We start from the raw sequence: 25719 nt of genomic DNA, 5'->3' as shown, positions 1-25719 counted from the left end.
GGATCCGGGATCGATAGGAGGCGGGCCGTCACCGTTGGAGCCAGGTCACGCGCCTGTGCGGCCGCGGCGTCGATGTCCTGGCAACGAGGTTGTACAGGGTCTGGGGCGGGCTGGCCTCGGAGATCCACTCCCGCAGCAGCGGCCCAACATGCGTGGGGACAGTACGTCAGGCGGCGGCAGAAGGCTCAACCTCCCCTCGGGCGCGGGGAGCAGAGTTCCCGATGTGGGTGGTAGTGCGGGCGGCGGGGTTCATCGCCGCGTCTGCAGGGTCGAACCCCAGTCGATCGAGACCCCGGACATGGGCGACGACTGCTGCCCTCGCATGGCGGGAACACGGTCGCTGGCCCCGGAGGCAGCATCCTCACGCTCCGTTCCGGGGTCTGGTGTCTGGCCGAGGACCCTGCCCTCATCGCGCGGCGGCCCTGGTCGATACCCTCGCAACGGGCTACGGGGCGCCGGCGCGGGCGAATTGGGAGCTCACGCCACCCCCGCCCGACGGTGAGTGGCCGGTCGCGGCGCGTGTGGCCGCCCCGGACGCCGCTCCCCCTCCCGCGCACCCGCTGCCCGGAGTAGTCCGGCAGGAGACAGACAAGAGGATGGTGGCCTGAGTGGCCGAACCCAGTACATCGGCGTCCGCCGGGCTCGACGACAACTCCGTGCTTGCCCTGTACGGGATCGGCGCCGTCGCGGTGGTCGGCGGGGCCAGCCTGCTCGCAGGGCCCCTTGCCTCGTTCCTCTCGGGCCGGGGCTGGGCACACGCCACCCAGGACCTGCCCACGACCGCGCTCTCCGCACTGGTCAAGGGCCCGGCTTCGGTCTATCAGCCGGACCCGCCGAGCTGGCTGTTCTACACCCTGATGGCGGTTCTCATCCTGGTGCCGTTCCTGGTGTTCCTGAGGATCCTCAGGCTGTTCAGCTCGCGCGGCAGCGCGGGTGGCGCGCAGTGGGGCGGGCCCGCCGTCGAGCGTCGGCTGGCCGCCCCCAAGGATCCGGCGAAGCGGGCCAACCGGATCACGGCCGGCCGAGGGATGCGCACCAAGAAGATCGTGGCCGCCCAGCCCAACATCTCCGCCACCGTCTTCGGCGTACCCGGCTCGTCGAAGACCACCGGACTGGTTCTGCCCAACGCCGCCGAGTGGCAGGGTCCCTTGGTCGTGACCACCACCAAGGCCGCCGACCTCGACATCATCTACGCCCGCCGCCGCGCGCTCGGACCGGTCTGGGTCATCGCCCCGGCCGGAATCCCCGGCCGCGCCAGCGACCACTGGTCCCCGGTCGACTACTGCACCGACGCCAAGGCCGCCGACCGGATGGCCTCCTGGATGGCCGAGGCCTCCGCCTCCGGCGACGACCAGCGGGCCGCACCGTGGATCGACCAGGCCAAGAACGTCCTCAAGGGCGTCCTCCTCGCCGCGAACCTCTCCGGCACCGGCATCAACGGCATGCGCCGCTGGCTCTCGCTCGGCAAGGACGCCGTCGACCACGTCCGCGCCGTCCTGCTCCAGCACGGCTACGCCGAGGTCGCCGACGACTACGCCTCCCCGTGGCTGCGCCTGCACGAGGACGGAGTCGGCTCCATCCAGTTCAGCCTCAACGTCCTGGCCCGCGTCTACGCCGACGAGGAAGTCCGGGAGACCTGCGCCTCCTCTGACTTCACCGCCGAGCAGTGGCTCGAGGAGAACGGCACCATCTGCCTGATCGCCTCCGAAGCCGACGCCGACCGCTTCGCCCCGCTGCTCACCTCACTCATCGCCTCCGCCATCCACGGCGCCGAGGTCCGCTACAACGCCACCGGCAAGGCGCTCGACCCCGGCGTCGGAGTCCTCGTCGACGAGGCCGGCAACATGCTCCGCTACCCCCGGCTGCCGAACATCCTCACCACCGGCCGCGGCATGGGCATCACCGTCCTGACCGTGTGGCACGACCTGTCCCAGCTCCGCGACCGCCTCGGTGTGCAGAAGGCCAACACCGTGCTCTCCGCGTCCGGCCTGCGGATGCTCCTGCCCGGCTGCGGAGACCTGGAGACGCTGCGGTACTTCTCCGGCCTCTACGGGCGCACCGAGGTCCTGAAGACCTCCCACGGCCGATCCCGCGGCGAGCGTTCCACCAACACCTCCGCGACCGAGACCGACCTCGCCCCCGTCCACTCCCTCCAGCAGCTCCCGGACTTCACGGCCATCGCGCAGTACACGAACCTGCCGCCCATCAAGGTTCGGATGCGGCTGACCTTCCGCGACAGGGACATCAAGAAGCTGCTCGCCGTGCCCCCGACCCCGCCCGGGCCCTCGGCGGACGCCGTCGGCCTGGTGAAGGCGCCCGCCTCCACCACCGCCCCCGAGGAGGCCGGCCGTGTCTGACCCGCTCACCGATCCCGCCGACCTGTGGCCCTCGCCGCCCACCGCGAAACGGGGCGAACCGCAGCGCTGGGTCTGGGCCGCCATGGAGCCGCCCGAGCGCCGTCTGCGGATGCGCGAGCTCGCTGGCTGGGTGGACTGGCTGCGTACGACGTTCGAGCTCCACAACCAGATCACCCACTGCTGGTACCTGCACTCGGCGGTCGTGGAGCATCTGACGGCCTTGTACGCGGGGTGGATGCGCACCTACGTGGGCGAGGAGGAACCAGCCCGCGAGCTCGCCGAGGCCGACTGGATCAACACCCTGCACGCCTTCACCCCTCGGTTCCAGCTGGCCGCGTGCGCGACCGGCCGGCATCAAGAGGCTCCGCCCGTGGTTCCCCCACCGCCGGGCGCGGACGAGGCCTTCGAGATGTACCTGTCGGTATCCGAGACGATCACGATGGCCGCCGTCCATCCGGCGGCCGCCGAGCTGGGCCGCCGTGAGGCCGCGCTCAACGCGCCGCTGTAGCGCGGACACAGGAAAGGAAGGACGGAGCGAGGGGCCCGCGGCGACAGCCGGTCGGGCCCCTCCCCCTCGCAAGCGAGCAGAGATGTGCTCGGCGGATGCGACTCCCTACGAAATCTTGGCGCGCCGGTGCTTGCCGAAGACCTCGTGGTCGAGGGTCACGAAGGACTCGTAGAGCAGCCGGTCCCACATCGCCCCGGGCGTCGCGCGCTCACTCTGCGAGGCGCCGGGGATGGAGTGGACGATCTCGGCGAAGGTCCGCGGATCCTGGTGGACCACCGAGTTCCTGAGGAGCCGCCACTTCTCCAGGCGCTCGGTCCTGGTGACCACGAACCGCCCGGGTCCGACCACCCTGTTCCAAGCGTCCAGCCAAGGTTTGTGCTGCTTCTCGGGGACGCTGCACGCCCGGAGGAAAGCTCCCATCTGGGCGGGCGTGGTCGGCAGCGCCTGGCGGTTGACGATCCGGGAAGCGCTGCTCAGAGCCAGCCATTCCTTGCCCGCCCTGCGCTGCATCTCGCGCAGTGAGGGAGCGCCGTCCTTCTGGTACAGGCTGACCAACGCCTGACTCAGTTCCCCCTCGGTGCCGATGAGCGAGGGGCTGGGCAGACCCCGGCCGGTGAACCCCCGCTCGGCAGCCCGTGCCCGCCGCCAGTAGGCCTTGCCCGCGGCGATCTCCAGATCGCCGGCCCCGCACGCCCTGATGTACCGGACGACGGTGACCTCGGTGGGGGTCTTCCTGCCGGCGGCAGCGCGCTTCAGCGTCGCGGACGACAGCCCGCTCCGCAGGGAGAGCTGCTCGTAGGTGAGCTCGGCCGCCACCCGGCACTGGCGCAGCTGAGAAGCGAGGTGGCCGCGTTCGGGAACGGAGAAGTCGACGGGGTTCTCGGAGCGTCCCATGACCGTCCCCTCACTGGCTCACACGGAGTACGAGCTCCGCGAGGCCGGTGATCAGCTTCCTTCCCCCGCTGGCCGCGATGAGGACGGCGGATCCGATGCCCCCGCAGTACGCGAGGAGAGGGTAGATCTCGGAACTCGGCATGCCGGTGACGGCCAGAACCGTGCCGAGTACGGGGAAGGAGATCACGCCCATCACCAGGGGAAGGGTGAGGCGGGGTGGCTCTTCGGGGCGGGGTAACTGCGCGACGGCGGGCTCGACCGCGCTGGAGCCGGGGTTACTGGAGCTGGGCGCGCTGGAACAGGGTGCGCTGGGCTTCCTGGGCATGTAAGGGCAGTCCTCACTATGGGTGGACTGGCGAGACGCCGACAGGTGGCGCCTCGCCAGCGGCTACTGGCTGCAAAAGGCGTGCACGCAGGGGTATTTGGCGTTCCCCCCACGGCTGTGGTGCCGTTCCCAATCATCTCAGCCCCGTGACCATGAACGGCCGGACAGGCGAGGTCGCCGGGCCTTTTGGCTCACCGGCGTTCCATCGGGACGACGCTGTGAGACGCCGTGAACGGGCCAGTCCTGGAACAGTTCTCAGTCGCTCCTGAACTGGGAACTCTGTGACCGGCGGGCGTCCGGGCCGTGGACTCGGCACACCGTGATGGGCTCTTTTCGGCCACAGGTACGGCTATGAGCCATGTGTTGGCTCTGCTTTGTCCAAGTCAAGCTTGTGTTCCGGTCCCCTCCGAATGACGCTGGAGCAACCAGGCCGGTGAGGCACCGCTTGGACAGTCCCCCTGACGGCTACTGGCTGCAAACCCTGCCGCGTGGGACCTCGGCTGCTCCGCGTTGGCGCGTGGACCGCCCTGAGGCTGTCACCTCCCAGAGGTGACAGCCTCAGCTGTTTCCTCCACAGCGCCGGGGTGTCCGGATGTCCGCTGTTACCGGACTTGGTCCGTTCGCCATCAAGGCTGGATCGCGTGGTGTGGCGGCTACAGGCCTGCAGCGGGGCGGGCGCGTTCCCACTGCTCCTCGAACTCTTCCCGGGTGATCTCCTGGCCAGCCAGTTCCGGGTCGAAGAAGTCGACGACCGGTGGGTTGAAGGGCCAGTCGTCAGGCCCGCTCCTGATGAGGCCGCTCCCGTCCCCAGCCAGCTCCACTTCCCGGGTCCGGCGCCCGTCGGATTCCACCTCCATGAGGTAGACGGGTCCGCCGTCGTCCTCGTCGTCCCAGTGGCGCCGCACGTACACGATGCTCCTGTCCGCGAGTGCGCCGAAGCCCGGACGCCCGCGCTGCGCGTCACGTTTGGCACGCAGGCCATCCAGACCTGGAGGCATGAGTGGTGCGTCGATGTCGACTTCTTCGAGCTCGTCGTCCTCGGCCCAGGTCACCGTCTCCGGCCGGGTGACAACCTCGGCCCACGCGAACGTCTCGAGGATCTCCCGGGCCGACCGCGCGTGGATCCACCACCATGAACCGCCCATCCCGTAGTCGTGCAAGACGAGGAAGCGTGTTTTGGCCGCAGGGTCTGGAGGAGTCATAGGAACGGAGCCTAACGACGCCGTCACCAGCCCTATTCACCTGTTTGGCCCACCTTGGGTGGCAGACGGTTCAGATTCGGCGTCAGCGGACACCGGACGCTGGGACGCCTCCGGGGAGAGCGGCGATGGCGCGGCGGGTGCGGTGGGCCGCATCGGAGTCGGGGCCCAGTACGTCGGTCACGGTATCCAGCAAGGTGGTCGCCACGGCCAGGGCCCGGGCGGGCTGGAGGGTGCGCCACATGCTGTACGCGCGCCGGGCTGCCTGTTGGGTGCCCGGAGCGTCAGGGCCCTGGAGCGCGCCGCGAAGGCGGAGGGCGTGCAGGTACCAGGCCAGTCCGGTCTCCGCATGCCCGGTCAGATCGGCGAGGTAGCCGCGGATCTCCCGGACCTGGACGGTGTCGAGGTGCAGTTCGCCGAACTCGGCGGTGACGGCGGAGTCCAGCTCCTCGGCCAGCAGAACGGCCTTGTCCTTCTGCGCGGCGCCGACCGCGCTTCGGATCGCGGCCAGGGCATCTTCCACGAAGCGGCTGTCGGCGGGCGACGGCGCGGCCACCGCATCTGCGGCCGCCGATGCCTCCACGACTCTGTCCCCGGCCGCCGCCGGTTCCTCCACGACGCCCTCCTCGGCCACCGCCCCGGCGACCGGATCCTCGGGGGCGGCTCCTCCGGTCCAGAACGCAGGGCTGACGACGCCCCAGGGGTGGTACAGCTGCTCGGCCATGGTCGTGCTCCCGCTCCTCAGGTCCGTCACCAGTTCACCACCCGCCGGATCGCGACCGCCTTGACCATGTAGCTGGTGGAGTTGCGCCAGCTGTCGTACGGGACGATCCGGGTCCGGACTCCGGTGCGGGGTGCTTCGATGATCATGCCCTGGCCGATGTACATGGCCACATGGCCGGGGGAGCTCTCGTTCCCGTCCGAGCCGGGGTTGAAGACCAGGTCCCCGGGCTTGGGGTGGTCCAGGTCGATCCGGATGGGCAGGTCGATCTGGTCCCACGTGGTGCGGGGGATGGTGATTCCGGCCGCCTTGTACGCCTGTTGCATGAGGGAGGAGCAGTCGCACCACCCGGCGGGGTCTTCGCCGTGGGCGTTCGTGCAGGTGCCGCCGAGGTTGTACCAGCCGCCCTTCTGCTTGAGCGCCCAGGCCACGGCCGTCTGCACCTGCGGAGGAGTGTCCGGAGGGAGGGAGAACCCGGGCGGGAGGTCGACGGGACCGCCGCCCCCGCCGGTCTGGGTGTAGAGCACGGAGCGCGCCATGATCGCCTTGACGTAGTTGTAGGTCTGCCCTTCAGCGAAGCCGACCGGGGGTACCCCGCCGAACTGCTCGACCCTTCCCCAGCCGGCGTTGTACCCGGCGAGTGCGAGCTCGATGGCCGATCCGTTGTACTCCGGGTGCTTCTTGGCTGTCTTGAGCAGCCCGCACATCATCGATCCCTGGGACGGGATCGCGTCCTTCGGGTCCATCACGTCCTTGTCGCCGTCGCCGTCACCGTCGATCCCCTCGGTGGCCCACGTTCCCGGAATGAACTGCGAGATCCCGGAGGCGATGGGATTACCCGCGCTGTCACGGGAGACCGCGGTCGGGTCGAAGTTGGATTCGGCCCAGATCTGGGCGGCCAGGATCGCGGGCGGCAGACCCTCGTCGCAGCGCGCGGCCGCGTCCGTGATCAGTCCTGCGTACTCGGCCGGGACACCGTCCTTGCCCCCGATCTTCAAAGAGCCCGCCGTCGGCCACGATCCGCCGAGACCCGGGCTCTTGTCGTCGTCGGCGAACGCGGCCACGACCAGGACCACACCCAGGCCGATGGCCATCGGTGTGGCGACGATGGCCGCTGCGGCGGCGGCCATCAGCTTCTTGGCATCCACCCCCCTGCACCCCCTGCCCCCATGGCCAGCCCAGCCCCCGGCCGGCCAAAATTGTTTGCTTCATGAAATAAATCTTGTGCCACCTCGACCGGCCCCTACGTGCGGGCCGGGAGGTCTGACAGTGCCTGACACTATGCCATCACAGGTCAGGGGTCCGCCTGGTGGATATGGAAGAGCGCTGCGCGGCGAGGCATGTAGTGTTCATACGCGCTTGATCCTTCCTCGATCGGCGCCCAAGAATTGCGCACGCAAATATTGGATGCGCTTCTACGGGGGGGTTAGTGGGGAAACGTACCCATTTCCTGCCGGAGCTTCCTGTCGAAGCACGGCTGATCGTGCCTGTCCTGGCGCCTTCGGGCGGGGCCGGCCGCTCGACGCTGTCCTGCCTGCTGGCCGGCGCGCTGGCGGGTACGGGCGAGACGGTGGTGCTCGACACCGCAGCACGCCTCACCTCGCCCTGGCCCGCCTGGACTTCGGACCGCGTGGGGGGCGGCCTGGCCGCGCTGCCCCCCTCGGCTCCGCTCTCGCGGGAGACCGTCCGGGCCTCCTGCATGCCACTGCGCGGCCCCGTGGCCGACTTCGAGGTGCTGACCGACGGGCGGGAGTGGTCCGCTCCACCTCTTGACCTGCCGTCAGACCCCGCCGCCTGGTACCAGTTGGCAGCCATCGGCGGGTGGCGGACGGCGGTTGTGGACACCGCGTACCCGATCACCCATGACCTCCTCACGGCGCGCTGCGCGGATGTCCCCGGCCTGACACGGACCTGGACCGCGCTGCCGTACGCGGTGCCCGTGCTGTGCGCCGCCGCCACGGCGGAGGGCGTGCAGTCGGTGCAGCAGGCCGTGATGGTCATGTCCGCCGAGGGTCTCCCGCTGCACCGTGCGGTCGCCGTTCTCGTCGCGACCGGTGACGGCCGACTCCCAGCCGTGGTCCGCGCGGCCGCCACCATGCTTTCCGGGCGGACGGCCGCGGTCGTCCACCTGCCGTACGACGCGGGGGTGCGGGCCAGCGGCCTGCGCTCCGGCCGCGTCCACTCCCGTACCCGGCAGGCCGCCGCGCAGGTCGCGGCCGCCGTGCTGGCCGCGGCCCATCAGTCCTGGGGCGATCCGCTCCCGCCGGCTCCGCAGCCGGCGGTCCTTCGCCCCGTTTCCCCTGCAGTTCCTGCCTAAGAGGTCCGCATGAGCATCAAGAATCTGGCCGCCGGTGTGCTGGCCGACGGTCCGGTCCCCGCGTTCACACCGACGGTTCCGTCGGAACTCAACACCGCCGTGGGCACGGTCCTGGGGTGGACGGCCGGTGTCGGCCTGGCCCTCGCCGTGATGGGCGGCCTGCTGTCCTGGGCGGCCATAGCCGTCGGACACAACAGCTCGAACGCGCAGCTGGCTGCGCGCGGCAAGACGGGCGTCCTCGCATCCCTGGTCGGCGCCGGCGGGATCGGCGCGACCAGCGCCCTGATCCTGATGGCCTACAACCTCTTCGGCAAGTAATGGGGCGCGACTCCGACCTCAAGGCCCGGCGGGCCCGCTTCGCCCTGGCTGGCTTGGCCGTGCTGGGCGCGGCCGTGCTGGTGGGCGGCGGCTTCGCCGCGGCGGTCCTCATGGAAGACGACCCGAAGTCTCCTGCGGCGAGTGCACCGCCAGCAAGCCCATCGGTGCCTGCGTCGTCATCTCCCACGGACCGGCTTACGCCCGCCACGGGCAAGAAGATGACCCTGGACAAGCCGACGGGGCAAAAGGACGGAATCAGCACAGGGTGGCAGCACTCGCCCATCGGCTCCGTCAGTGCGGCGGTGTACTGGTGGGAGGGATACGCCTTCCTGGACGACCAGAAGGCCGCACAGCAGCTGTCCGCGATGGTCTCCCCGAATGCGACCGGGCTGGTCGACAAGCAGGTCTCGGACGTGCGCAAGTTGCGCGAGGCGGTCGGCCTGCCCCCCTCGGGCGGCACCACCTCCGAGGTCCGGTTCACGACCTCGGTGACGGCGGTCCGGGCTCTGAGTGTGCCTGCCCCGGGGATCCCTAAGGGGGATGTCGTAGAGGTCTGGATGAATTACGACCGGTACGCGACCGGACCGGACGGTGCCCCAGACAAGGATCCTCGCAGGAACGAGCTCACCAGCGTGATCCTGCGCTGGCAGAACGGCACTTGGAAGCTGACCAACGAATTCGACAAGCTTTCATCGCCCCCGGTCGCCTACTTCCCCGACTCGCCGTACGCGTGGCAGGACCGATGGGTACAGGTGCTCCATGGGTAGAGGCGGAGGGTTCCTCACCCGCGGCCTGCTGGTGCTAGTGGCTGTCCTGCTCTGCGCGCTCGGGGCGGCCTCCGCGCCGGCACTGGCTGCTGACGACCCGAAATACCACTCCAAGGTGGGACCACCCGACCCGGTTCCGAAGGATTTCGCTGAGGGCGGGTGGAACATCGGTGTTGACACCAACGGGAAATATTGCCTGCTGGATGCCATCAACGACTCTTCTATTTGCGCTTTGCCGGATGGCGGCACGGGTGGAGGGCCCAAAGTCTGCGAAGGCGCTGACGGAAACGCGAGCCGCGACTGCGGGACACCAGAAGACCAGAAAGAATTCGAAAAGAAGAGACTGGAAGAGTGGAGGAAGAAAACTCAGGACACGAAAGGCTGGGAGCACTGGGACAAGCTGAACGAGGAACTCACCAAATGCGTTGAGGGTGGGAAACCCTTCTCTGTCTGCCAGAAGCAGTGGGAGGGAGAATACCCGCCACCGGGACCGAGCCTGAGCGCTTGGGTGGCCGGAAAGTTCAGCGAATTCGCGTCCGATGCACTGAAGGAAGCAGCCAACTACCTCGGGAAGTCCGTGGTGTGGCTGCTGCATGAGTTCGCCCAACTGTTTAACCAGTCCTCCACGATCAAACTGGGGGACACCGGGATCAGTAAGCCGCTGGCTATCGCCACGACCATTTCCGCGATGCTCGCGGCCTTCCTGCTGATCCTCCAGTTCGCAAAGACTGCCATCTCCCAGCGTGGCGAAGCTGCCGGTACCGCCATTGGGGGGCTGGCCAAATGGGCTGTGATCACCCCCGTCTACATCGTGTTCACGCAGGCGGCCCTCGGTCTGAGTGACGAGATCAGTACGTGGATCATCAATTACACGTTCACCAATGGCGGTGAAGGGTCTGATGCGGCTACTGCGGCGATGCAAGAGCAGTTCGGGAAGATGTTCGGCGGTCTGATTGCAGGCGGGGGCGGCGGTGCCACGGCCAGCGCTGTGCTGATCTCCGGGGCAACCATGGAGAGCGCCGCTGTCGGGGTCGTCATCGTTGTGGGCATCATCTGCATTCTGGCCATTGGCGCGCTGTGGCTCGAACTGCTGCTGCGGCAGGCCGGAATCATGATCCTGTGCGTCACGATGCCGATCACGCTGGCCGGGCAGATCAGCGAGACCACCACCGAGTGGTGGCCCAAGGCCCGCAACGCACTGATCACGTTGATCATGATGAAGCCGGTGATCATCCTCTGCTTCAGTATCGGCTTCTTCGCGCTGGGCGAATCCTCCGGCGTGCAGAACATGATCGTCGGCCTGCTCATCTTCCTGCTGGCCTGCTTCAGCTGGCCCGCCCTGGCCAAATTCATGACCTTCACGACCAACGGTGAGGGGTCTTCCGCGTTCTCCGGCCTCATGAGCTCGGCCGGATCCTCGGCCTCCGGGTCCGCCCGCGGCGACGGCGCGGGCTCGGTGGGCGGCGGAAGCGGCTACACCAAGGCTCTCGAAAGCGAGGCTGCGCCGTCCGCGGTCGGCCCGTCCGGTGGGGCTGCGGGTGCCGCAGGCGGTGCGGCGAAGAAGGGCGTGTTCGCGGGCGCTGCCTCGGTGGCCGCAGTCGGTCTGCAGGTCGCGGCTGTCGCCAAGGACACCGCGGAGTCCGGCATGGCCAACACCGCCGCGAACGCGGGCCTGGGCCACGGAGCCCCGGGTGGCCGGCACGCCGTGTACGCCCAGCGCAAACCCCGCCCCGCGGCCGAACCCGAGGCGCCGCCACTGGAAGCCGGATTCGTCGTCGTACCGCCGGAGCCTCCCAAGCCCGCGGCCAGGACGAGTCCGTTCGAAAAGACTGAGATGGCCGATCCGTCCACGTTCCCCACGGAGCCGTAAATGTCCCAGACTTCACCGACCTCGTACGGCGGCTGGCAGTCGGAGCGGTCCGGGTGGTTCGGGCACATGTCCGGGACAGGCTTCGCGCTGATCGCGGTGGCGTCCCTGCTGCTGCTCGTCCCGCTCAACCTGGCCAGCTGGACGGCGGCGGCCCTGTGCATCCCCACCAGCCTGATTCTCGTGGCCCTCGCCCTGGGCAGGGTCATGGGCCTGTCCGCAGACGAGTGGATACTCCTCGCAGTAAGGCACCAAATCGCCGTGGCAACCAAGCGCAACCTGTTCATGAGCGGGGCGTCCGCGCCCCACAACAAGCAGACGGGCGAACAGCCGATGGACCTGCCGGGCACCCTCGCCCGGCTGCGCATCCTGCAAGCCCCGGACGGCCTGGGCGGACAGCTCGGCGTCGTCCACGACCCGATCGCGGGGACCTACACCGCCGTCGCCCGGGTCTCCTACCCGGGGCTGGCGCTCATCGACACCGGCAAGCAGGCGGCACGAGTGGCCGGATGGGCCGCACTGCTGCGCACGTACTGCACGGAGGACTCGCCCATCACACGGCTGAGCGTGCACCAGCGCGTCCTGCCCGACGACGGTGCGGCCCTGATGTCCTGGACTGCCCGGCACATCAGCCCGGACGCGCCGCCCGCGGCGGTCGCCTCGCTCACGGACGTCATGGAGGGCGCAGGCCCTTCGGCCTCGGCCCGTGAGACGTACCTGTCGGTGACGCTCTCCGCGGGCCGCGCCCGCCTCGCCGTCAAGGGCGCCGGCGGCGGGCAGATCGGCGCGGCCGCCGTCCTCGTCCGCGAGATCGCGGCCATGGGCCAGGCCCTGTCCAGCGCCAGCCTGCAGGTCACCGAATGGCTGAGCCCCCGCGGCGTCGCGGAGACCATCCGCACCGCCTACGACCCGGACGCACAGGTCATGCTGGCCACCCGCAAGGCCGCCGCCGGTATCGAAGGCTGGCAGGGGGTGGAACCCGGAGTCGAACCGGCCCTCGCCGGCCCCGCGTACGCGGAGACCGGCATGGGCACCTACCAGCACGACGGGGCGTGGACGGTCTCCTACCAGGTCCGCACCTGGCCCCAGAGCCAGGTGTACGCGACCGTGCTGCAGCCCCTGCTGCGGCCCCGGGCCAACGCCCGGCGTGCCATGTCGCTGGTGTACGAGCCCCTCGGCCCCCGGCGGGCCCGTACGGAGCTGGCCAAGGAGACCACCAAGCGCAACGCGGCCCGCAAGCTCCGGGCCAAGACCGGCCGGGACGAGTCCGAGGACGAGAGGCGCGCGGAGGTTGTCGCCCGTACGCAGGACGCCGCGCGGGCAGCCGGCCAGGGTGTGGTGCGGATGACCGCCATCCTCTCCGTGACGGTGACCGACCACGACGAGCTGGAAACCGCCTGCGCGGAGCTCCAGGCGGACGCGGCCGCCGCGAACCTGGAAGTGCGCCGCATGTGGGGCACGCAGGACACCGGATTCGCCGCGGGCGCCCTCCCCCTCGGCCAGGGCCTGCCCGACCGCCGGGGCGCGTTCTGATGGGCCTGTTCCGGCGCCGGACGGGCGCGGACACAGACCTCGCGGGCGACGGCCTCGGGGAGGCCGCGGGCATCGGCCGTGCCCCGGCGGCCCGGGTACCCGTACAGCTCAGCGCGCGGGAGCGGCAGCAGGCCCGGCTGCTGGAGGACGCCGACTCGGTGATGCGGGTGGCGCCCAAGAAGGGGTGGAAGGGGCCCTACGCAGGGCGGGCCGCGTCCCTGCCGCGCGGGGAGGTCGTCCGTGCCACCACCACCTCGGCGGCAGGGGCCTTCCCGTTCCTGCACGCCGCGTCCCTGCCTCCCGTAGGCGCGTACATCGGGCAGAACACCCTCACCACCGGGGCGTTCTCCGCGCACCCGGCGGTGTGGGTGTCGGCGGGGCTGGTCACCAACCCCAACATGATCATCACCGGCGTCCCCGGAAGCGGGAAGTCCGCGCACGTCAAGGCACTCGTCTACCGGCTCATGCCCTTCGGCAGCAGAGCCCTCATCGCCGGGGACGTGAAGGGCGAGTACGGGCAGCTGTGCCGTCACCTGGGGGTCGAACCGGTGCGGCTGGGGCCCGGCCTGCCCGGCCGCCTCAACCCCCTCGACGCCGGCCCCCTCGGCGCCGACCTGGGCTCGATCACCGACCCTGCCGTGCTCAAGGCTCGGCTGACGGAGATCCACCGGCGCCGGCTGACCCTCCTCCAGGCGCTGCTGGAACTGCAGCTGCGACGCGCACTCCAGCCCCAGGAGGAGGAAGCCCTGGACGTGGCGGTGCGGGACCTGACCGGCGAGCTGTACGGGACCACCACCCTGCGCACACCGACGCTGCCCCTCGTCTACGACAAGCTGCGCGACCCGACCGACATGATGGCGCGCGAACTGCGCGTGCGGGACGGCGACATCCAGCGGGCCCGGGAGTCCATGGCGTCCATCCGGTCCGCCCTCGGCGGCATGGTGACCGGGCACCTGGGCGGTCTTTTCGACCAGGAGACCTCCATCTCGCTGGACTGGGACGCGCCGATCCAGTCCGTGGACATCAGCGCGCTGGCCGCGTACGGCGACGAGACCGTGGCGATGGTCCTGTCGTGCGTCTCCTCCTGGGCGCAGTCGGCCATCGACCGGCCCGGCCAGCGGCCGTGGGTCGTGGTACGGGACGAGCTGTGGCGCCAGATGAGGGCCGGCGGCGCGGCCATGGTCAAGAAGATCGACGCGGACCTGCGGCTCAGCCGCGCGACCGGCACGATCCAGATCCTCGCCACCCACCGTCTCTCCGACTTCGAGGGGGTCGGCGCGGCCGGCTCCCAGGAAGTCGCCATCGCCCGGGACCTCATCGCCTCGTGCGAGACCCGGGTACAGCTCGCCCAGGACACCCGGCCGCTGGCCATGACGCGCGAGGCGATCGGCCTCACCGACGCGGAATGCGAACTGATCGGCTCCTGGGGCGCGGCGCAGCGGGGCCGCGCGCTCTGGAAGGTCGGCCGGGGCGGCGGCTCCCATGCCGTCCAGCTCATCCTGAACAAGCAGGAGATGCGGCTGTTCGAAACGGACGAGCGCATGGCCGTGTGAGCACGCCTCCATGTGGGGCCGGGCCCGGTAGATGTGGGGCCGGGCCCGGGCGGCCCGGCCCCACATGGAGATCTCGCTTCACGCGGGACGGCTATTGCGGTTGCCGATCACGGTCTCGGCGCAGTTCCACCAGAGTCGCAGACACGACATGGCGACGCCCTCACTGGCGCAGCGGGTTCGCTGACCAGCGCTTTTCATGGATTCGGGGGGACCGTCTCGCAAGGGGACCGGTCTGCACCCGGTTCCGCCGCGCAAGCACCGGTACAGAGATCGCCGTCTGTGATGAGACACCGGCCGCCGTGCCGCGCCACACTGTCAGTGCCGCGCGATGAGGAGGTGAAGGGAATGAGCGTTGCCAGCATTGCCCAGCACCACGGGCCCTGGACCGTCGCCGACGTCCTGGCCCTGCCAGAGGACCGCACCCGTCGCTACGAGCTTCTGGGGGAATCACTCGTGATGTCCCCGGCTCCGGGCCTGCGCCACCAGCGGGCCGGCTTCCGCCTCCACGTGGCACTGGACGCGGCCGCCGAGGCCGCCGGCGCCGCGGTCGAGGTGCTGGAAGCGATCAACGTGACGCTCCCGTCGGGACTCGTCGTGCCTGACATCGTCGTCGCCGACGCCGGCGCCACCGCCGAGGACGGCGTCAGCATCGATGCCGAGGCCGTCCAGCTGGTCGTGGAGCTGGTCTCCCCCGGCAACAAGCCCATGGACCGCAAGGTCAAGCCCCTGCTGTACGCCGAGGCCGGGATCCCGCACTACTGGCGCCTGGAGTTCGACCCGGCGCCCCGGCTGATCTGCTGTGTCCTGGAAGACGGCCGCTACGTGGAGACCGCGACCGCCCTTCCGGGCGTCGTCACCCTGGTCGAGGAGCCGTTCCCGTTCGCGATCGACCCGGCCGGGCTGGCCCAGGCCCGCAAGACCGGTTGAGCCACAAACATCAGGGCGGTGATACGGCTGCCCTCGATGAAAGGACATGGGGGAGCCCCGGCGGCGACGCCGGGGCTCCCCATGTCCACCGTGGCCTCAGGAGTGCGGGCCCGAGACCGCGGCACACCGATGTCCGACCCGATAATCACTGAGAGCAGGCACGACATGCGATGGACCGTTCACGGCGAGCGCACGCTCTACGACACCCCCTGGGTGCGGCTGCGTTCGCTGGACGTGGAGCAGCCGGACGGCGCCCGCACCGACTACCACGTCGTACGGCTGCGGGACCTCGCCGTCGCGGCGGCCGTCGACGAGCAGCAGCGCGTGCTGATGATGTGGCGCCACCGCTTCGTCACAGACACCTGGGCCTGGGAGCTGCCCATGGGTCTGGTCGAGGACGGTGAAAGCCCTGAGATTGCCGCGGCCCGGGAGCTGGAGGAGGAGACCGGGTGGCGTCCGCAGGCCGTAAGTGCGCTGATCCACGCACAGCCGGCGGCCGGGATCACCGACAGTCGGCACTTCGTGTTCCGCGCGGACGGGGTTCGTCGTATCGGCGAGCCCACCGAACGCAACGAGTCGGACCGGCTGGAATGGATCCCGCTGACCGACATCCCCGGCATGATCGCCCGACGGGAGATCGTCAGCAGCGCGACGCTGGTGGGCTTGATGGCCCTGCTGCTGGACCTCAGGGCCTGAGCCTGCCAGCCAACGCCGAGGCGCGGCCCTCTGCTACCGGGGCCGCACCCTTGGCTGCGCTCTCAGCTCTGAGGCGGGCTGTACCGGTCGATGCCGGCAAGGACCTTCCGGTCCAGCTCCAGCGCGGCGTCGATGTCCTTGCGCGTGAACCGTGACGGGTCCTTCGCGTACATCTCCCGTCCCCGCTCGGACGTGAAGCGGTCCTCCGGGATCCGGTCGGCGTCCTCCGGCAGGAACTTGGCGACCTCCTCGAGCGCGGCGGTCCCGTACGCGGCGGCCGGACGGATCTCGCGGTGTTCGGCCGCCGGGGTGTTCAGCAGCCTCAGCCCCGACTCGGTCGACATTCGGTCACTGACCCACAGGAACTCGCCGGGGTCGATGATCTGCGAAGGCTCGGGACCGCCAAACGCCGGGGGCGCCGGAGGCCGGTCGCCGGAGATCGTGAACGCGTAGGAGCGCGTACGACCGCATTGGGGGCAGACCCCCTCGTACACGCTGACCAGGACCCCCTCGCGGTCCTCCAGCCGGTGCTCCCGGGCGAACTGCGTCGCGCCGCATACACAGGCGTGAAGATCCATGTAGAGGTGCGCTTCCTGCGCCGAACGAGCGATCAACATGTCATGATCATACGGGAATCGGCACGTCAAACGGGGGAATGTCAGTGGACCTGCACATCGGCGAGGGACGGCTGCTCGCCGAAGCGGAGGCCGCGTTGCCGATGGTGCTTCGGCAGCTCTACTCCGACCGGCTGCGCGGCGGCTCCATGACCGAGCAGGACGGGCGGCGCTTCTTCCTCCTCAGCGACCCCGCCGGGCAGCGGATCGAGCTGCGCCTGGACACGGCGGCGCTGCCGCAGCCGCTGGTGGCGCGCACCTTCACCAACACGACCACCGACCGGTACGTCGTCCAGCTCGCCGACACGCTGCCGCCGGAGGAGGCCGGACAGCTGCTGTCCCGCGAAGTGGGCGAGCTGCTCGCCGTACGGCAGCGGTCTGCAGCCGAAGGACAGGCACCGCTGGAAGACCTTCTGGCAACCGGTGCCGCACTGCCCGCGCATCTGGAGTTGTCCGACGCGGACTTGGGCCGTGTGGGCGAATTCGACTACCTGGCGGGCCGGATGAACGAGGCGGGGCTTCCGGCCCCGGAACGGCAGGAGGCCCGCGACCGGTTCTCGATCCTCGTCGACGAGTCGGGGCTCAGGCCGGGGGCGCCGGCCGATGACGCGCAGAGCCACGCCGCCGAGGCGTACGCGGCTGACGTACGCCTGAAGATCGTGCGCTCGCGCCTGCGGGAGGAGGCGCGTGACGCGATGGCAGAACTCGCCCTGCCCGTCGAGCGACTGCACGCAGCCGACGCGGCGGCACTGGCCGGAGCGCGGGCGGCGCGCGCCGCCCGGGTGCAGGCTCCGCAGGCCCTGGGCGAGTTCCCCATGCCCGGACTGCGGCCGGACGGGACTCCTGTACCGCGTGAGGAACTGGTACAGACGGCCGCCGAGGCCGCCCGGCAGCGGACCGACCTCAGTAGCCGGACGCTCGCCGAACTGCGTGCGCGGCAGGCGGCCCTGCCCGCAGGCCGGCACCCGGAGTTCGAGATCATGATCGGCGGCGGCGCCGCGCTCGCCGGGCGCGACCCCGACGTCCTGCTCGTGGATGCGCGGGGACGCTGGCACGTCGACCCCATCGAGGCGATCGTCCAATCAGCCGACCAGGTACGCCACCTGCGCCAGAGCGGCATGGGCGACCCGTACCAGTTCGCGGGTCCGCAGGAGCGTGTGCCCCTTCCCGCGCTCCAGCTGTGGGAGGACACCGCTGCGGTGCGCGGCCCCCTCATCGACGGCAGGGCGGAGCTGAGCATCGGCGCCGAGGGCCGCCTGATCGCCGAGATCATCCCGGCCGACGGCTCTCCCCCGGTGAAGGTCGAGGTCCAGGGCTCCCCGCTGCTCGCCACCGGCATTCCGCCCGAGATCGTTCCGGGCGCCAACCGGCAGGTGCCGACCGTACGGGAGGCGGCCGACGTTCTCGCGGAGTCCCTCACCGCGGCGGGCACGCCGGACGCCGCCGCGGCCCGTGACCGGCTCCTTGCGCTGCCCGGGGGCGAGGGCCACGCCGCAGCGACCCTGGACGTGCTTGCCGACCGGCAGGTCTCCGAGGCCCTGAGGGCCTCCGAGGACACGCGCGTCGAGAGCGCGACCGAGACCCTGCGGGCGACCGCGGCGTGGGAGCAGGCCCGAGCCGTCGCGCCCGGCCGCGTCCTCATGGGTGACGAAGTCGGGGACGGCGACTACGACCCCTTCGTCGCCAAGGACTGGGTCATCGCCGGAGTCGGCGGCGCCGCCATCGCCAACGCGGAGATCATCCTCCAGGCCAACCCGGACGCCAGGGTCTTCATGGTCGGCAAGGACGCGCCGTTCGTGCTCCACAACGACGCCCAGTACACGGCGCTGCGCCGCGAACACGACGCCGAGTACGGCGGCGACGGCCGGCTCGTGACGTTCAACGGGCGCTACCTCGGGGCGATCGGCATGGTGACCGCCCCCGACGGTCGAGTCCGCCTGGAGGCCCTCGACAGCGCGGGAGAGTCCTTCGGAATCGAGGGCGACGCGTACCTGGCGTGCCTCGGCCGCGTTTCCCGCCTCCCTCATGCCCTGGACTCGATGGAGGCTTCGGTGCGCTCCGCGGGCGGCGAGGTCCGCGGGGAACTGGTCTTCGACGGTGACCGCCAGTACCTGGGCTACCGGCTGGAGTTCGAGGCGCAGGGGCGGCAGCACACGGTCGATGTGACAGGCGCCGCCTCCCGCATGCTGCCCGGCAACGTCTTCAGCCGCGACGTCATGGCGCAGCTTGCCGTCCTCGACGGGAAGGTGGCCCCGCCGGAGAGCGGAAACGTTTCCTCCGGCTTCATGGCCACAGCCCTTCAGGGCTCCCACCTCGCCAGACACCGAGCGGCCGAACGCCGCCAGGATGGCCCGGCCACAGCACCGGCCGTCACATCCTTCGATGGACGGCCACCCCGGCAGCAGGGATTGAGCGAAGGGCCGAGCGCCGATGGCGACGCCGCTCCGGCCACGCGGCTCGCAGGTACCTCCGCACCCCCCGCGTACACCACGCCCAAGGAGGCCGTGCACGCAGCCGAAGACGTCACCCGCTCCTTCCAGGCCTGGATCGGGACGGACATGGGCCGGCAGCTGGCCGACTCGGACCATCCACGGATCAGTGCCCTCCGCGAAGCCTGGCAGCAGCTGCCCCCGCACGACCTGCCCGAGGGGCCTGGCCCGGCCGCAGGGCCATACGGAGCCGTCGCCGAGCGGGCCGACGCTGCGGTGGCCGCCGCCGTCGCGGCGGGACGCTTCGCCCCCGAAGACGTCAAGGCCCTGCACAGCCTGGCGCAGGCGGCCGGGACCCACTCCGCACGGCTGTCGGCGACCACCCAGCCCGGGACCGCCCCCGGCCAGGGAACCCCGAGGCTCCCCCCGGCCACAGCGCCGACGCCGCGCGTGGCCACACCCCCGCCAACCGCTCCCCGCAGGCCGGGCCTGTCGGCCTGACCGCCCCCCGTCCCGGTTGGGTCTGTCCGAAGAGGCAGACTGCCGGAGGCGCGACGTTGCCGGCACCGCGCGCCCGGCCAGCGCCAAACCACCGATCCACCAGCCCTGCGAGCGCGGCCATGGACTGATCAGTGGCTCTCTGCGCGATGAGGGTCCTGACGCCGTGTCCGGGCCCGCGGTGGGGTACTCGCCGGACGATTCTCGCGGTCCGGACGTCGACCTGGCCTACGAGGGCGAGCGACCTCACCGGCTCATCCCCTGGCGACGGCTCCCGACATGACCCGTGCTACGGGCGTGCCCGCGCTGCGCGCGGCGGTAGCGGCACCGGCTGGCGTAAGCCAGGGCGACGGCGTCGCACTCCCAGTCGTAGGGGAAGGTCAGGATGGCGCTGCGGTGGGCGACAGTGCTCTGGATCGTGTTCAGGAGCTTGTGGTAGGGCTCGAAGCCTTTGAAGAAGGGGCTCCAGGCGGGGGTCTCGAGCAGTCGGCGGGCTCTGACTCGGCCGTGTTCACCGGCGAGTTCGTCGGGCGTGAGCCGGAGCGAGTCGAGCCCGGAGCGGGTGAGCCAGGCCGTCGCCGCCCGGGCCTCAGCCGCGGCCCGTCGGCGGTGTGCGGCTGCCCGCCCGGTAGGGCGGGGGCCAGGGGGCGGCCGGGCCCTCGTAGGACTGGTCGGCGGCCGCGTGCAGGGTCCAGTGGGGGTCGTACAGGTGGGGGCGGCCGATGGCGCAGAGGTCCGCGCGCCCGGCCAGCAGCAGCGAGTTCACGTCGTCCCAGGAGGAGATGGCCCCGACGGCGATGACGGGGACGCCGAGCGCGTTGCGGATCCGGTCGGCGTACGGGGTCTGGTACGAGCGCCCGTACTCCGGGGCCTCGTCCGCGACGACCTGCCCGGTCGAGACGTCGACGGCGTCCGCGCCGTGCGCGGCGAAGGCGGCCGCGATGTCCACCGCCTCCTGCGGGGAGGTGCCGCCCGGCGCCCAGTCGGTGGCCGAGAGGCGGACCGTCATCGGGCGGTCCTCGGGCCACACGGCGCGGACCGCGTCGAAGACCTCCAGCGGGAAGCGCAGCCGGTTCTCCAGGGAGCCGCCGTAGGCGTCGTCACGCCGGTTGGTCAGCGGCGAGAGGAACCCGGAGAGCAGGTAGCCGTGGGCACAGTGCAGTTCGAGCAGGTCGAAGCCGCAGTCGGCGGCGCGGACCGCGGCGGCCGCGAAGTCCGAGCGGACGGCTGCCAGGTCATGCTCCGTGAGGGCGCGGGGGACGGCCGAGACACCCGGCCGGTAGGGCAGCGCCGAGGCGGCCGCCAGCGGCCAGCCGCCCTCGGGGAGGGGGTCGTCCATGCCCTCCCACATCACGCGCGTGGCTCCCTTGCGCCCCGAGTGCCCGAGCTGGACGCCGAGCGCGGTACCGGGCGCGGAGGTGTGCACGAAGTCGGTGATCCGCCGCCAGGCGGTTGCCTGTTCCTGCGTGTACAGGCCGGTGCAACCGGGGGTGATCCGGCCCTCGGCGCTGACGCAGACCATCTCCGTCATGACCAGCCCGGCCCCGCCGAGCGCCCGCGCGCCCAGGTGCACGAGGTGGAAGTCGCCGGGGACGCCCTCCCCGGCCGAGTACATGTCCATCGGTGAGACCACGACCCGGTTGCGCAGGGTCAGCCCGCGCAGGGTGAACGGGGTGAACATGGGCGGGGTCCGCTCGTCCGGGCAGCCGAAGTCCCGTTCCACGGCCCGGGTGAACCGGTCGTCGCGCATCCGCAGGTTGTCGTGGGTGACCCGGCGGCTGCGCGTGAGCAGGTTGAAGGCGAACTGCCGGGCGGGCTGGCCCACGTATCCGGCGGCCTCCTCGAACCAGCGCATGCTGGCGGCCGCCGCCCGCTGGGTGCTGGCCACGGCCGGCCGCCGCGCGGCCTCGTACGCCGCGAGCGCGGCGGGTACGCCGGGCTCGGCGCGGACGGCTTCGGCGAGCGCGAGGGCGTCCTCGACGGCCAGCTTGGTGCCGGACCCGATGGAGAAGTGGGCGGTGTGCGCGGCGTCGCCGAGCAGCGCCACGTTTCCGTGCGACCAGCGTTCGTTGACCACCGTACGGAACCGGGTCCAGGCCGAGCGGTTGCCGTGCAGGGGCCGGCCCCGCAGGGCCTCGCTGAAGATCTTGGCGCAGCGGGCCGCCGACTCGTTCTCGTCGCACAGGTCGAAGCCCGCCGCCCGCCACACCTCCTCCCGCATCTCCACGATCACCGTGGAGGCGTCCGCGGAGTAGGGGTAGGCGTGCAGCTGCATCACCCCGTGCTCGGTCTCCGCGATCTCGAAGCGGAAGGCCTCGAAGGCGAAGTCGGCGGCGAGCCAGATGTACCGGCACCGCCCGCCGGTCACGGTCGGCCCGAAGTGCGCGGCGCCGGCCTCGCGGGTCGCGCTGTGCACCCCGTCGGCCGCGACCACCAGGTCGTGGGAGGCCGCGAGCGCCGCGGCGTCCACCGCCCCGGTACGGAAGCGCAGCCGGACGCCCAGCCCGGCGCAGCGCTCGTGCAGGATCTCCAGCAGCCGGCTCCGCCCGAGGGCGGCGAAGCCGTGGCCGCCGGAGGTCAGCAGCCGGCCGCGGTGCACGATGTCCACGTCGTCCCAGCGCACGAACTCCGCGCTCAGGGCCTCGTAGACCACGGTGTCGGCCTGCTCGATGCCGCCGAGGGTCTCGTCGGAGAGGACCACGCCGAAGCCGAAGGTGTCGTCCGGCGCGCCCCTCTCCCAGACCTCGACGGTGTGGCCCTGCCGGGCCAGCAGCGCGGCGGCGTACAGCCCGCCCGGTCCCCCGCCGACGACGGCGACCCGCATGGCGCCCTTGGACATCCGGCTACCTGCCCTTCCAGGCGGGCGGCCGTTTCCCGGTGAAGGCCGCGTGGAACTCCGCGTAGTCCTGGCCGTTCATCAGCAGGGCCTGGGTGTTGGCGTCCAGCTCCACGGACGCGGCCAGGGGCATGTCGAGCTCGGCGGTGAGGAGCGCCTTGGTCTGCGCGTAGGCGAGGGCGGGGCCGGCGGCCAGGTGCGCGGCGAGCTCGGCGGCCCGTACGTGGGCCTTGCCCTCCTCGGTGAGCTCGCTGAGCAGGCCGATCCGTTCGGCCTCGGCGGCGCGTACGGGCTCTCCGAGCATCAGCAGCCGGGTGGCGTGGCCGAGGCCGACGACGCGGGGCAGCAGGTAGGCGGCGCCCATGTCGCCGCCGGAGAGGCCGACGCGGGTGAAGAGGAACGCGAAGCGGGCGCTGGGGTCGGCGATCCGGAAGTCGGCGGCGAGTGCGAGGACGGCCCCGGCTCCGGCGGCGACCCCGTGCACGGCGGCGATGACCGGGAAGGGGCATTCGCGGATGGCGCGGACGACCTGGCCGGTCATCCGGTTGAAGTCGAGGAGCTGGGCGGTGTCCATGGCGAGGGTGGCGCCGATGATCTCGTCCACGTCCCCGCCGGAGCAGAAGCCGCGTCCCTCGCCGCCGAGCACGAGGGCGCGTACGGACCGTTCACGGGACAGTTCGGCCAGCAGGTCGCGCAGGTCGGCGTAGGCGCCGAAGGTGAGCGCGTTCAGCTTGTCGGGGCGGTCGAAGGTGACGGTGGCCACGCCGTCCTGCCGGGTCACCCGGAGGTGGCGCCACCGTTCGGTCGCTTCTGTGGAACCGGTGAAGGGGCTCACACGATCGACGGTATCACCAGATCGTGACTGCCGTCACAGAAGCGCGACATGTTGGTGGCGAGAAGGCACCGCACCCGCCGCCTCCGCGCGGCTGTTCCCCTGCCCCGACCGGCCCGCGCATGACTATGCGAGGGGCTGCGCGAGGGGCCGCGCGCAGGGCTACACCCGGGGCTTTCCGAGCGTGGCGACCAGCACGGCCTTGATGGTGTGCAGCCGGTTCTCGGCCTCGTCGAACACGAGGGAGTGGGCGGACTCGAACACCTCGTCCGTCACCTCCAGGGAATCCAGCCCGTGGCGCTCGTGGATCTCCCGCGCCACCTCGGTACCGAGGTCGTGGAAGGCCGGAAGGCAGTGCATGAACTTCACGTCCGGGTTTCCGGTGGCGCGCAGCACGTCCATGGTCACCGCGTAGGGGGACAGGGCCGCGATCCGCTCGTCCCAGACCTCCTTGGGCTCCCCCATGGACACCCAGATGTCGGTCAGGACGAAGTCGGCCTGGGTCACACCCTCGGCGATCTCCTCGGTCAGCGTGATCCGGGCGCCGCTGCGCTCCGCGAGTTCGCGTGCCGCGGCCACCACGGGCTCGGCCGGCCAGTAGGCCTCCGGCGCGACGATCCGTACGTCCATGCCCAGCAGCGCGCCGGTCACGAGGTACGAGTTGCCCATGTTGAAGCGGGCGTCGCCGAGGTAGGCGAAGGAGATCCGCTCCAGCGGCTTGGCGGTGTGCTCGGTCATGGTGAGCACGTCGGCCAGCATCTGGGTGGGGTGCCAGTCGTCGGTGAGGCCGTTGAAGACGGGCACGCCCGCATGAGCGGCGAGCGCCTCGACGGTGTCCTGGCTGTCACCCCGGTACTCGATCCCGTCGAACATCCGGCCGAGCACCCGCGCCGTGTCCTTGACCGACTCCTTGTGGCCCATCTGGGAGCCCGCGGGGTCGAGGTAGGTGGTGCGGGCCCCCTGGTCCGCGGCGGCGACCTCGAAGGCGCAGCGGGTGCGCGTCGAGGTCTTCTCGAAGATCAGCGCGATGTTCCTGCCCTGGAGCGAGGGCTGCTCGGTCCCGGCCTTCTTGGCCGCCTTGAGGCCCGCGGCGAGCTCGACCAGACCGCGGAACTCGGCGGCGGTGAAGTCGAGCTCCTTGAGAAAACTGCGGCCGGCGAGGTCGGTGGCCATGGGGTCGCTCCAGCATCACGGTGACAGGGGATGTTGGAAGTCTATACGATCCACTGCATTGATATACAGACCTGTCTCCGCATGTGACGAAGCCTTCAGACCGCGTCCCGCTCGACCGGGCAGCTCATGCAGCGCGGTCCGCCGCGGCCCCGCCCCAGCTCGCTGCCCGGAATCTCGATCACCTCGATGCCCTCCTTGCGCAGATGGGTGTTGGTCGTCACGTTCCGCTCGTAGGCGACCACCACGCCCGGCTCCACGGCCAGCACGTTGCACCCGTCGTCCCACTGCTCGCGCTCCGCCGAGTGCACGTCCTGCGTCGCGGTCAGCACCCGGATCGAGTCCAGCCCGAGCGCCGCCGCGATGGCCCGGTGCATGTGCTCCGGCCGGTGGTCGGTCACCTTCAGCTCGCCCGGACCGTCACCCGGCTCGATCGTGTAGGAGCGGAGCATGCCGAGTCCGGCGTACTGGGTGAACGTATCTCCGTCGACCATCGTCATCACCGTGTCCAGGTGCATGAAGGCACGCCGCTTCGGCATGTCCAGGGCCACGATGGAGGTCGCCGACCCGGCGGCGAACAGACCCCGCGCGAGCATCTCCACCGCCTGCGGAGTGGTCCGCTCGCTCATCCCGATGAGCACCGCGCCGTTCCCGATGACCAGCACGTCACCGCCTTCGATGGTCGAGGGGTAGTCGGCCTGGCCCTGCGACCAGTAGTGGAAGGCGCCGGAGGCGGTGAAGAGCGGATGGTGCCTGTAGATCGCCTCGAAGTGGACGGTCTCGCGCTGCCGTGCGGGCCAGCGCATCGCGTTGATGGACACGCCGTCGTAGATCCAGGCGGAGGTGTCCCGGGTGAACAGGTGGTTGGGCATCGGGCCGAGCAGGAAGTCGTCCAGTTCCATGGCGTGGAAGCGCACCGACACCGGCTCGGTGTGCCGCTCCAGGAACTCCCGCTTGGTCATCCCGCCGACCAGCGCCTCGGCCAGGGCGGCTGAGCTCAGCCCGTCGAAGGCCGACCTGAGGTGGTCGGTGGCGAGCGGCCCGTACTCCTTCTCGTCGAAGACCCGGTCCAGTACGAGGTGTCTCGCCTCCGGGATGCCGAGGGCCTCGCACAGCAGGTCGCCGAAGAGGTGGACCTCCACGCCCCGGTCGCGCAGCACGTCCGCGAAGCCGTCGTGCTCCTGGCGGGCCCGGCGCACCCACAGCACGTCGTCGAAGAGGAGCGCGTCCTTGTTGCTGGGTGTGAGCCGCTTCAGCTCCAGGTCGGGCCGGTGGAGGATGACGCGGCGAAGCCGCCCGGTCTCGGAGTCGACATGGAATCCCATGCCGTACACGTTCGCAGACCGGGCGGCTCTTTG

General features: G+C 70.8%; 21 protein-coding genes. 11 read left to right on the top strand and 10 right to left on the bottom strand.

Annotation, left to right across the window (positions count from 1 at the left end; genetic code table 11):
• The first annotated feature begins 608 nt into the window (after window positions 1-608).
• Together OG737_RS23885 and OG737_RS23880 are read left to right on the top strand one after the other, a co-directional pair.
• The gene (locus OG737_RS23885) at window positions 609-2357 is read left to right on the top strand and encodes a type IV secretory system conjugative DNA transfer family protein (RefSeq protein ID WP_405921951.1); all 1749 of its coding nucleotides are present in this window, start codon (window positions 609-611) and stop codon (window positions 2355-2357) included.
• Window positions 2350-2865 (top strand): hypothetical protein, encoded by a 516-nt coding sequence (locus OG737_RS23880; protein WP_405921950.1) that lies wholly within the window; start codon window positions 2350-2352, stop codon window positions 2863-2865. Before OG737_RS23885 ends, OG737_RS23880 begins: the two co-directional genes overlap by 8 nt.
• A 105-nt stretch (window positions 2866-2970) precedes the next feature.
• Here the strand turns inward: OG737_RS23880 and OG737_RS23875 are convergent, their stop codons facing one another.
• From OG737_RS23875 to OG737_RS23855, 5 genes are all read right to left on the bottom strand, one after another.
• Entirely contained in the window at window positions 2971-3759 is a 789-nt protein-coding gene (locus OG737_RS23875; protein WP_405921949.1) for a helix-turn-helix domain-containing protein, read from the bottom strand.
• 10 nt (window positions 3760-3769) lie between these two features.
• Window positions 3770-4084 carry a hypothetical protein gene (locus OG737_RS23870; RefSeq protein ID WP_328928179.1) on the bottom strand — a complete coding sequence of 105 codons (315 nt, stop codon included), beginning with the start codon at window positions 4082-4084 and terminating at the stop codon, window positions 3770-3772.
• 653 nt (window positions 4085-4737) lie between these two features.
• Window positions 4738-5244: a hypothetical protein gene (locus OG737_RS23865; protein WP_405921948.1), complete on the bottom strand. Its 507-nt coding sequence runs from the start codon at window positions 5242-5244 to the stop codon at window positions 4738-4740.
• Window positions 5245-5368: 124 nt separating this feature from the next.
• Window positions 5369-6007 (bottom strand): hypothetical protein, encoded by a 639-nt coding sequence (locus OG737_RS23860; RefSeq protein WP_328928177.1) that lies wholly within the window; start codon window positions 6005-6007, stop codon window positions 5369-5371.
• A 26-nt stretch (window positions 6008-6033) separates the two neighbouring features.
• Window positions 6034-7152, bottom strand: coding sequence for an NlpC/P60 family protein (locus tag OG737_RS23855; protein ID WP_328928176.1), 1119 nt, complete (start codon window positions 7150-7152; stop codon window positions 6034-6036).
• A 335-nt stretch (window positions 7153-7487) separates the two neighbouring features.
• Here OG737_RS23855 and OG737_RS23850 point away from each other — a divergent pair, with 335 nt between their 5' ends.
• From OG737_RS23850 to OG737_RS23815, 8 genes are all read left to right on the top strand, one after another.
• Complete coding sequence (locus OG737_RS23850) at window positions 7488-8321, top strand: hypothetical protein (protein WP_328928175.1); 834 nt, start codon at window positions 7488-7490, stop codon at window positions 8319-8321.
• A gap of 9 nt (window positions 8322-8330) precedes the next feature.
• Window positions 8331-8639, top strand: coding sequence for a hypothetical protein (locus tag OG737_RS23845; RefSeq protein WP_328928174.1), 309 nt, complete (start codon window positions 8331-8333; stop codon window positions 8637-8639).
• The gene (locus OG737_RS23840) at window positions 8639-9406 is read left to right on the top strand and encodes a hypothetical protein (RefSeq protein WP_405921947.1); all 768 of its coding nucleotides are present in this window, start codon (window positions 8639-8641) and stop codon (window positions 9404-9406) included. Before OG737_RS23845 ends, OG737_RS23840 begins: the two co-directional genes overlap by 1 nt.
• 37 nt (window positions 9407-9443) lie before the next feature.
• Complete coding sequence (locus tag OG737_RS23835) at window positions 9444-11276, top strand: hypothetical protein (protein WP_405678056.1); 1833 nt, start codon at window positions 9444-9446, stop codon at window positions 11274-11276.
• Entirely contained in the window at window positions 11277-12806 is a 1530-nt protein-coding gene (locus OG737_RS23830; protein WP_328928171.1) for an SCO6880 family protein, read from the top strand.
• A complete protein-coding gene (locus OG737_RS23825; protein ID WP_328928170.1) occupies window positions 12806-14359 on the top strand; it encodes a type VI secretion protein in 1554 nt (517 codons plus the stop codon). The genes OG737_RS23830 and OG737_RS23825 overlap by 1 nt, the downstream gene beginning before the upstream one ends.
• Window positions 14360-14704: 345 nt before the next feature.
• The gene (locus OG737_RS23820) at window positions 14705-15286 is read left to right on the top strand and encodes a Uma2 family endonuclease (protein ID WP_328928169.1); all 582 of its coding nucleotides are present in this window, start codon (window positions 14705-14707) and stop codon (window positions 15284-15286) included.
• Window positions 15287-15451: 165 nt separating this feature from the next.
• Entirely contained in the window at window positions 15452-15982 is a 531-nt protein-coding gene (locus tag OG737_RS23815) for an NUDIX hydrolase (protein WP_328928168.1), read from the top strand.
• A gap of 62 nt (window positions 15983-16044) precedes the next feature.
• Here the strand turns inward: OG737_RS23815 and OG737_RS23810 are convergent, their stop codons facing one another.
• The gene (locus tag OG737_RS23810; protein WP_328928167.1) at window positions 16045-16599 is read right to left on the bottom strand and encodes a hypothetical protein; all 555 of its coding nucleotides are present in this window, start codon (window positions 16597-16599) and stop codon (window positions 16045-16047) included.
• A gap of 44 nt (window positions 16600-16643) precedes the next feature.
• Here OG737_RS23810 and OG737_RS23805 point away from each other — a divergent pair, with 44 nt between their 5' ends.
• Complete coding sequence (locus tag OG737_RS23805) at window positions 16644-19526, top strand: hypothetical protein (protein WP_328928166.1); 2883 nt, start codon at window positions 16644-16646, stop codon at window positions 19524-19526.
• Between the two features lie 586 nt (window positions 19527-20112).
• Here the strand turns inward: OG737_RS23805 and OG737_RS23800 are convergent.
• The 4 genes from OG737_RS23800 to OG737_RS23785 all read right to left on the bottom strand — a co-directional run bounded on the left by OG737_RS23800 (window position 20113) and on the right by OG737_RS23785 (window position 25686).
• Window positions 20113-22362 (bottom strand): bifunctional salicylyl-CoA 5-hydroxylase/oxidoreductase, encoded by a 2250-nt coding sequence (locus OG737_RS23800; RefSeq protein WP_405921946.1) that lies wholly within the window; start codon window positions 22360-22362, stop codon window positions 20113-20115.
• 4 nt (window positions 22363-22366) lie between these two features.
• Entirely contained in the window at window positions 22367-23194 is an 828-nt protein-coding gene (locus OG737_RS23795; RefSeq protein WP_328928164.1) for an enoyl-CoA hydratase family protein, read from the bottom strand.
• A gap of 159 nt (window positions 23195-23353) precedes the next feature.
• Window positions 23354-24364, bottom strand: a complete 1011-nt coding sequence (argF, locus tag OG737_RS23790; RefSeq protein WP_328928163.1) for an ornithine carbamoyltransferase — start codon at window positions 24362-24364, stop codon at window positions 23354-23356.
• 95 nt (window positions 24365-24459) lie between these two features.
• Window positions 24460-25686 (bottom strand): arginine deiminase, encoded by a 1227-nt coding sequence (locus OG737_RS23785; protein WP_328928162.1) that lies wholly within the window; start codon window positions 25684-25686, stop codon window positions 24460-24462.
• Window positions 25687-25719 lie beyond the last annotated feature (33 nt).

This window comes from Streptomyces sp. NBC_00122 (genome assembly GCF_045160845.1).
Taxonomy (GTDB): Bacteria; Actinomycetota; Actinomycetes; order Streptomycetales; family Streptomycetaceae; genus Streptomyces.
The sequence above is the reverse complement of the archived record's forward strand: the minus strand, read 5'-3'. Positions and strand labels throughout refer to the sequence as shown.

Bases quoted from the DNA above. Each gene is read 5' to 3' on its own strand.
- OG737_RS23840 (WP_405921947.1), top strand. From the start codon at position 8,639: ATGGGGCGCGACTCCGACCTCAAGGCCCGGCGGGCCCGCTTCGCCCTG.
- OG737_RS23870 (WP_328928179.1), bottom strand. From the start codon at position 4,084: ATGCCCAGGAAGCCCAGCGCACCCTGTTCCAGCGCGCCCAGCTCCAGT.
- OG737_RS23815 (WP_328928168.1), top strand. From the start codon at position 15,452: ATGCGATGGACCGTTCACGGCGAGCGCACGCTCTACGACACCCCCTGG.
- OG737_RS23820 (WP_328928169.1), top strand. From the start codon at position 14,705: ATGAGCGTTGCCAGCATTGCCCAGCACCACGGGCCCTGGACCGTCGCC.
- OG737_RS23860 (WP_328928177.1), bottom strand. From the start codon at position 6,007: ATGGCCGAGCAGCTGTACCACCCCTGGGGCGTCGTCAGCCCTGCGTTC.
- OG737_RS23830 (WP_328928171.1), top strand. From the start codon at position 11,277: ATGTCCCAGACTTCACCGACCTCGTACGGCGGCTGGCAGTCGGAGCGG.
- OG737_RS23845 (WP_328928174.1), top strand. From the start codon at position 8,331: ATGAGCATCAAGAATCTGGCCGCCGGTGTGCTGGCCGACGGTCCGGTC.
- argF (WP_328928163.1), bottom strand. From the start codon at position 24,364: ATGGCCACCGACCTCGCCGGCCGCAGTTTTCTCAAGGAGCTCGACTTC.
- OG737_RS23800 (WP_405921946.1), bottom strand. From the start codon at position 22,362: ATGTCCAAGGGCGCCATGCGGGTCGCCGTCGTCGGCGGGGGACCGGGC.
- OG737_RS23875 (WP_405921949.1), bottom strand. From the start codon at position 3,759: ATGGGACGCTCCGAGAACCCCGTCGACTTCTCCGTTCCCGAACGCGGC.
- OG737_RS23825 (WP_328928170.1), top strand. From the start codon at position 12,806: ATGGGCCTGTTCCGGCGCCGGACGGGCGCGGACACAGACCTCGCGGGC.
- OG737_RS23810 (WP_328928167.1), bottom strand. From the start codon at position 16,599: ATGTTGATCGCTCGTTCGGCGCAGGAAGCGCACCTCTACATGGATCTT.
- OG737_RS23785 (WP_328928162.1), bottom strand. From the start codon at position 25,686: ATGGGATTCCATGTCGACTCCGAGACCGGGCGGCTTCGCCGCGTCATC.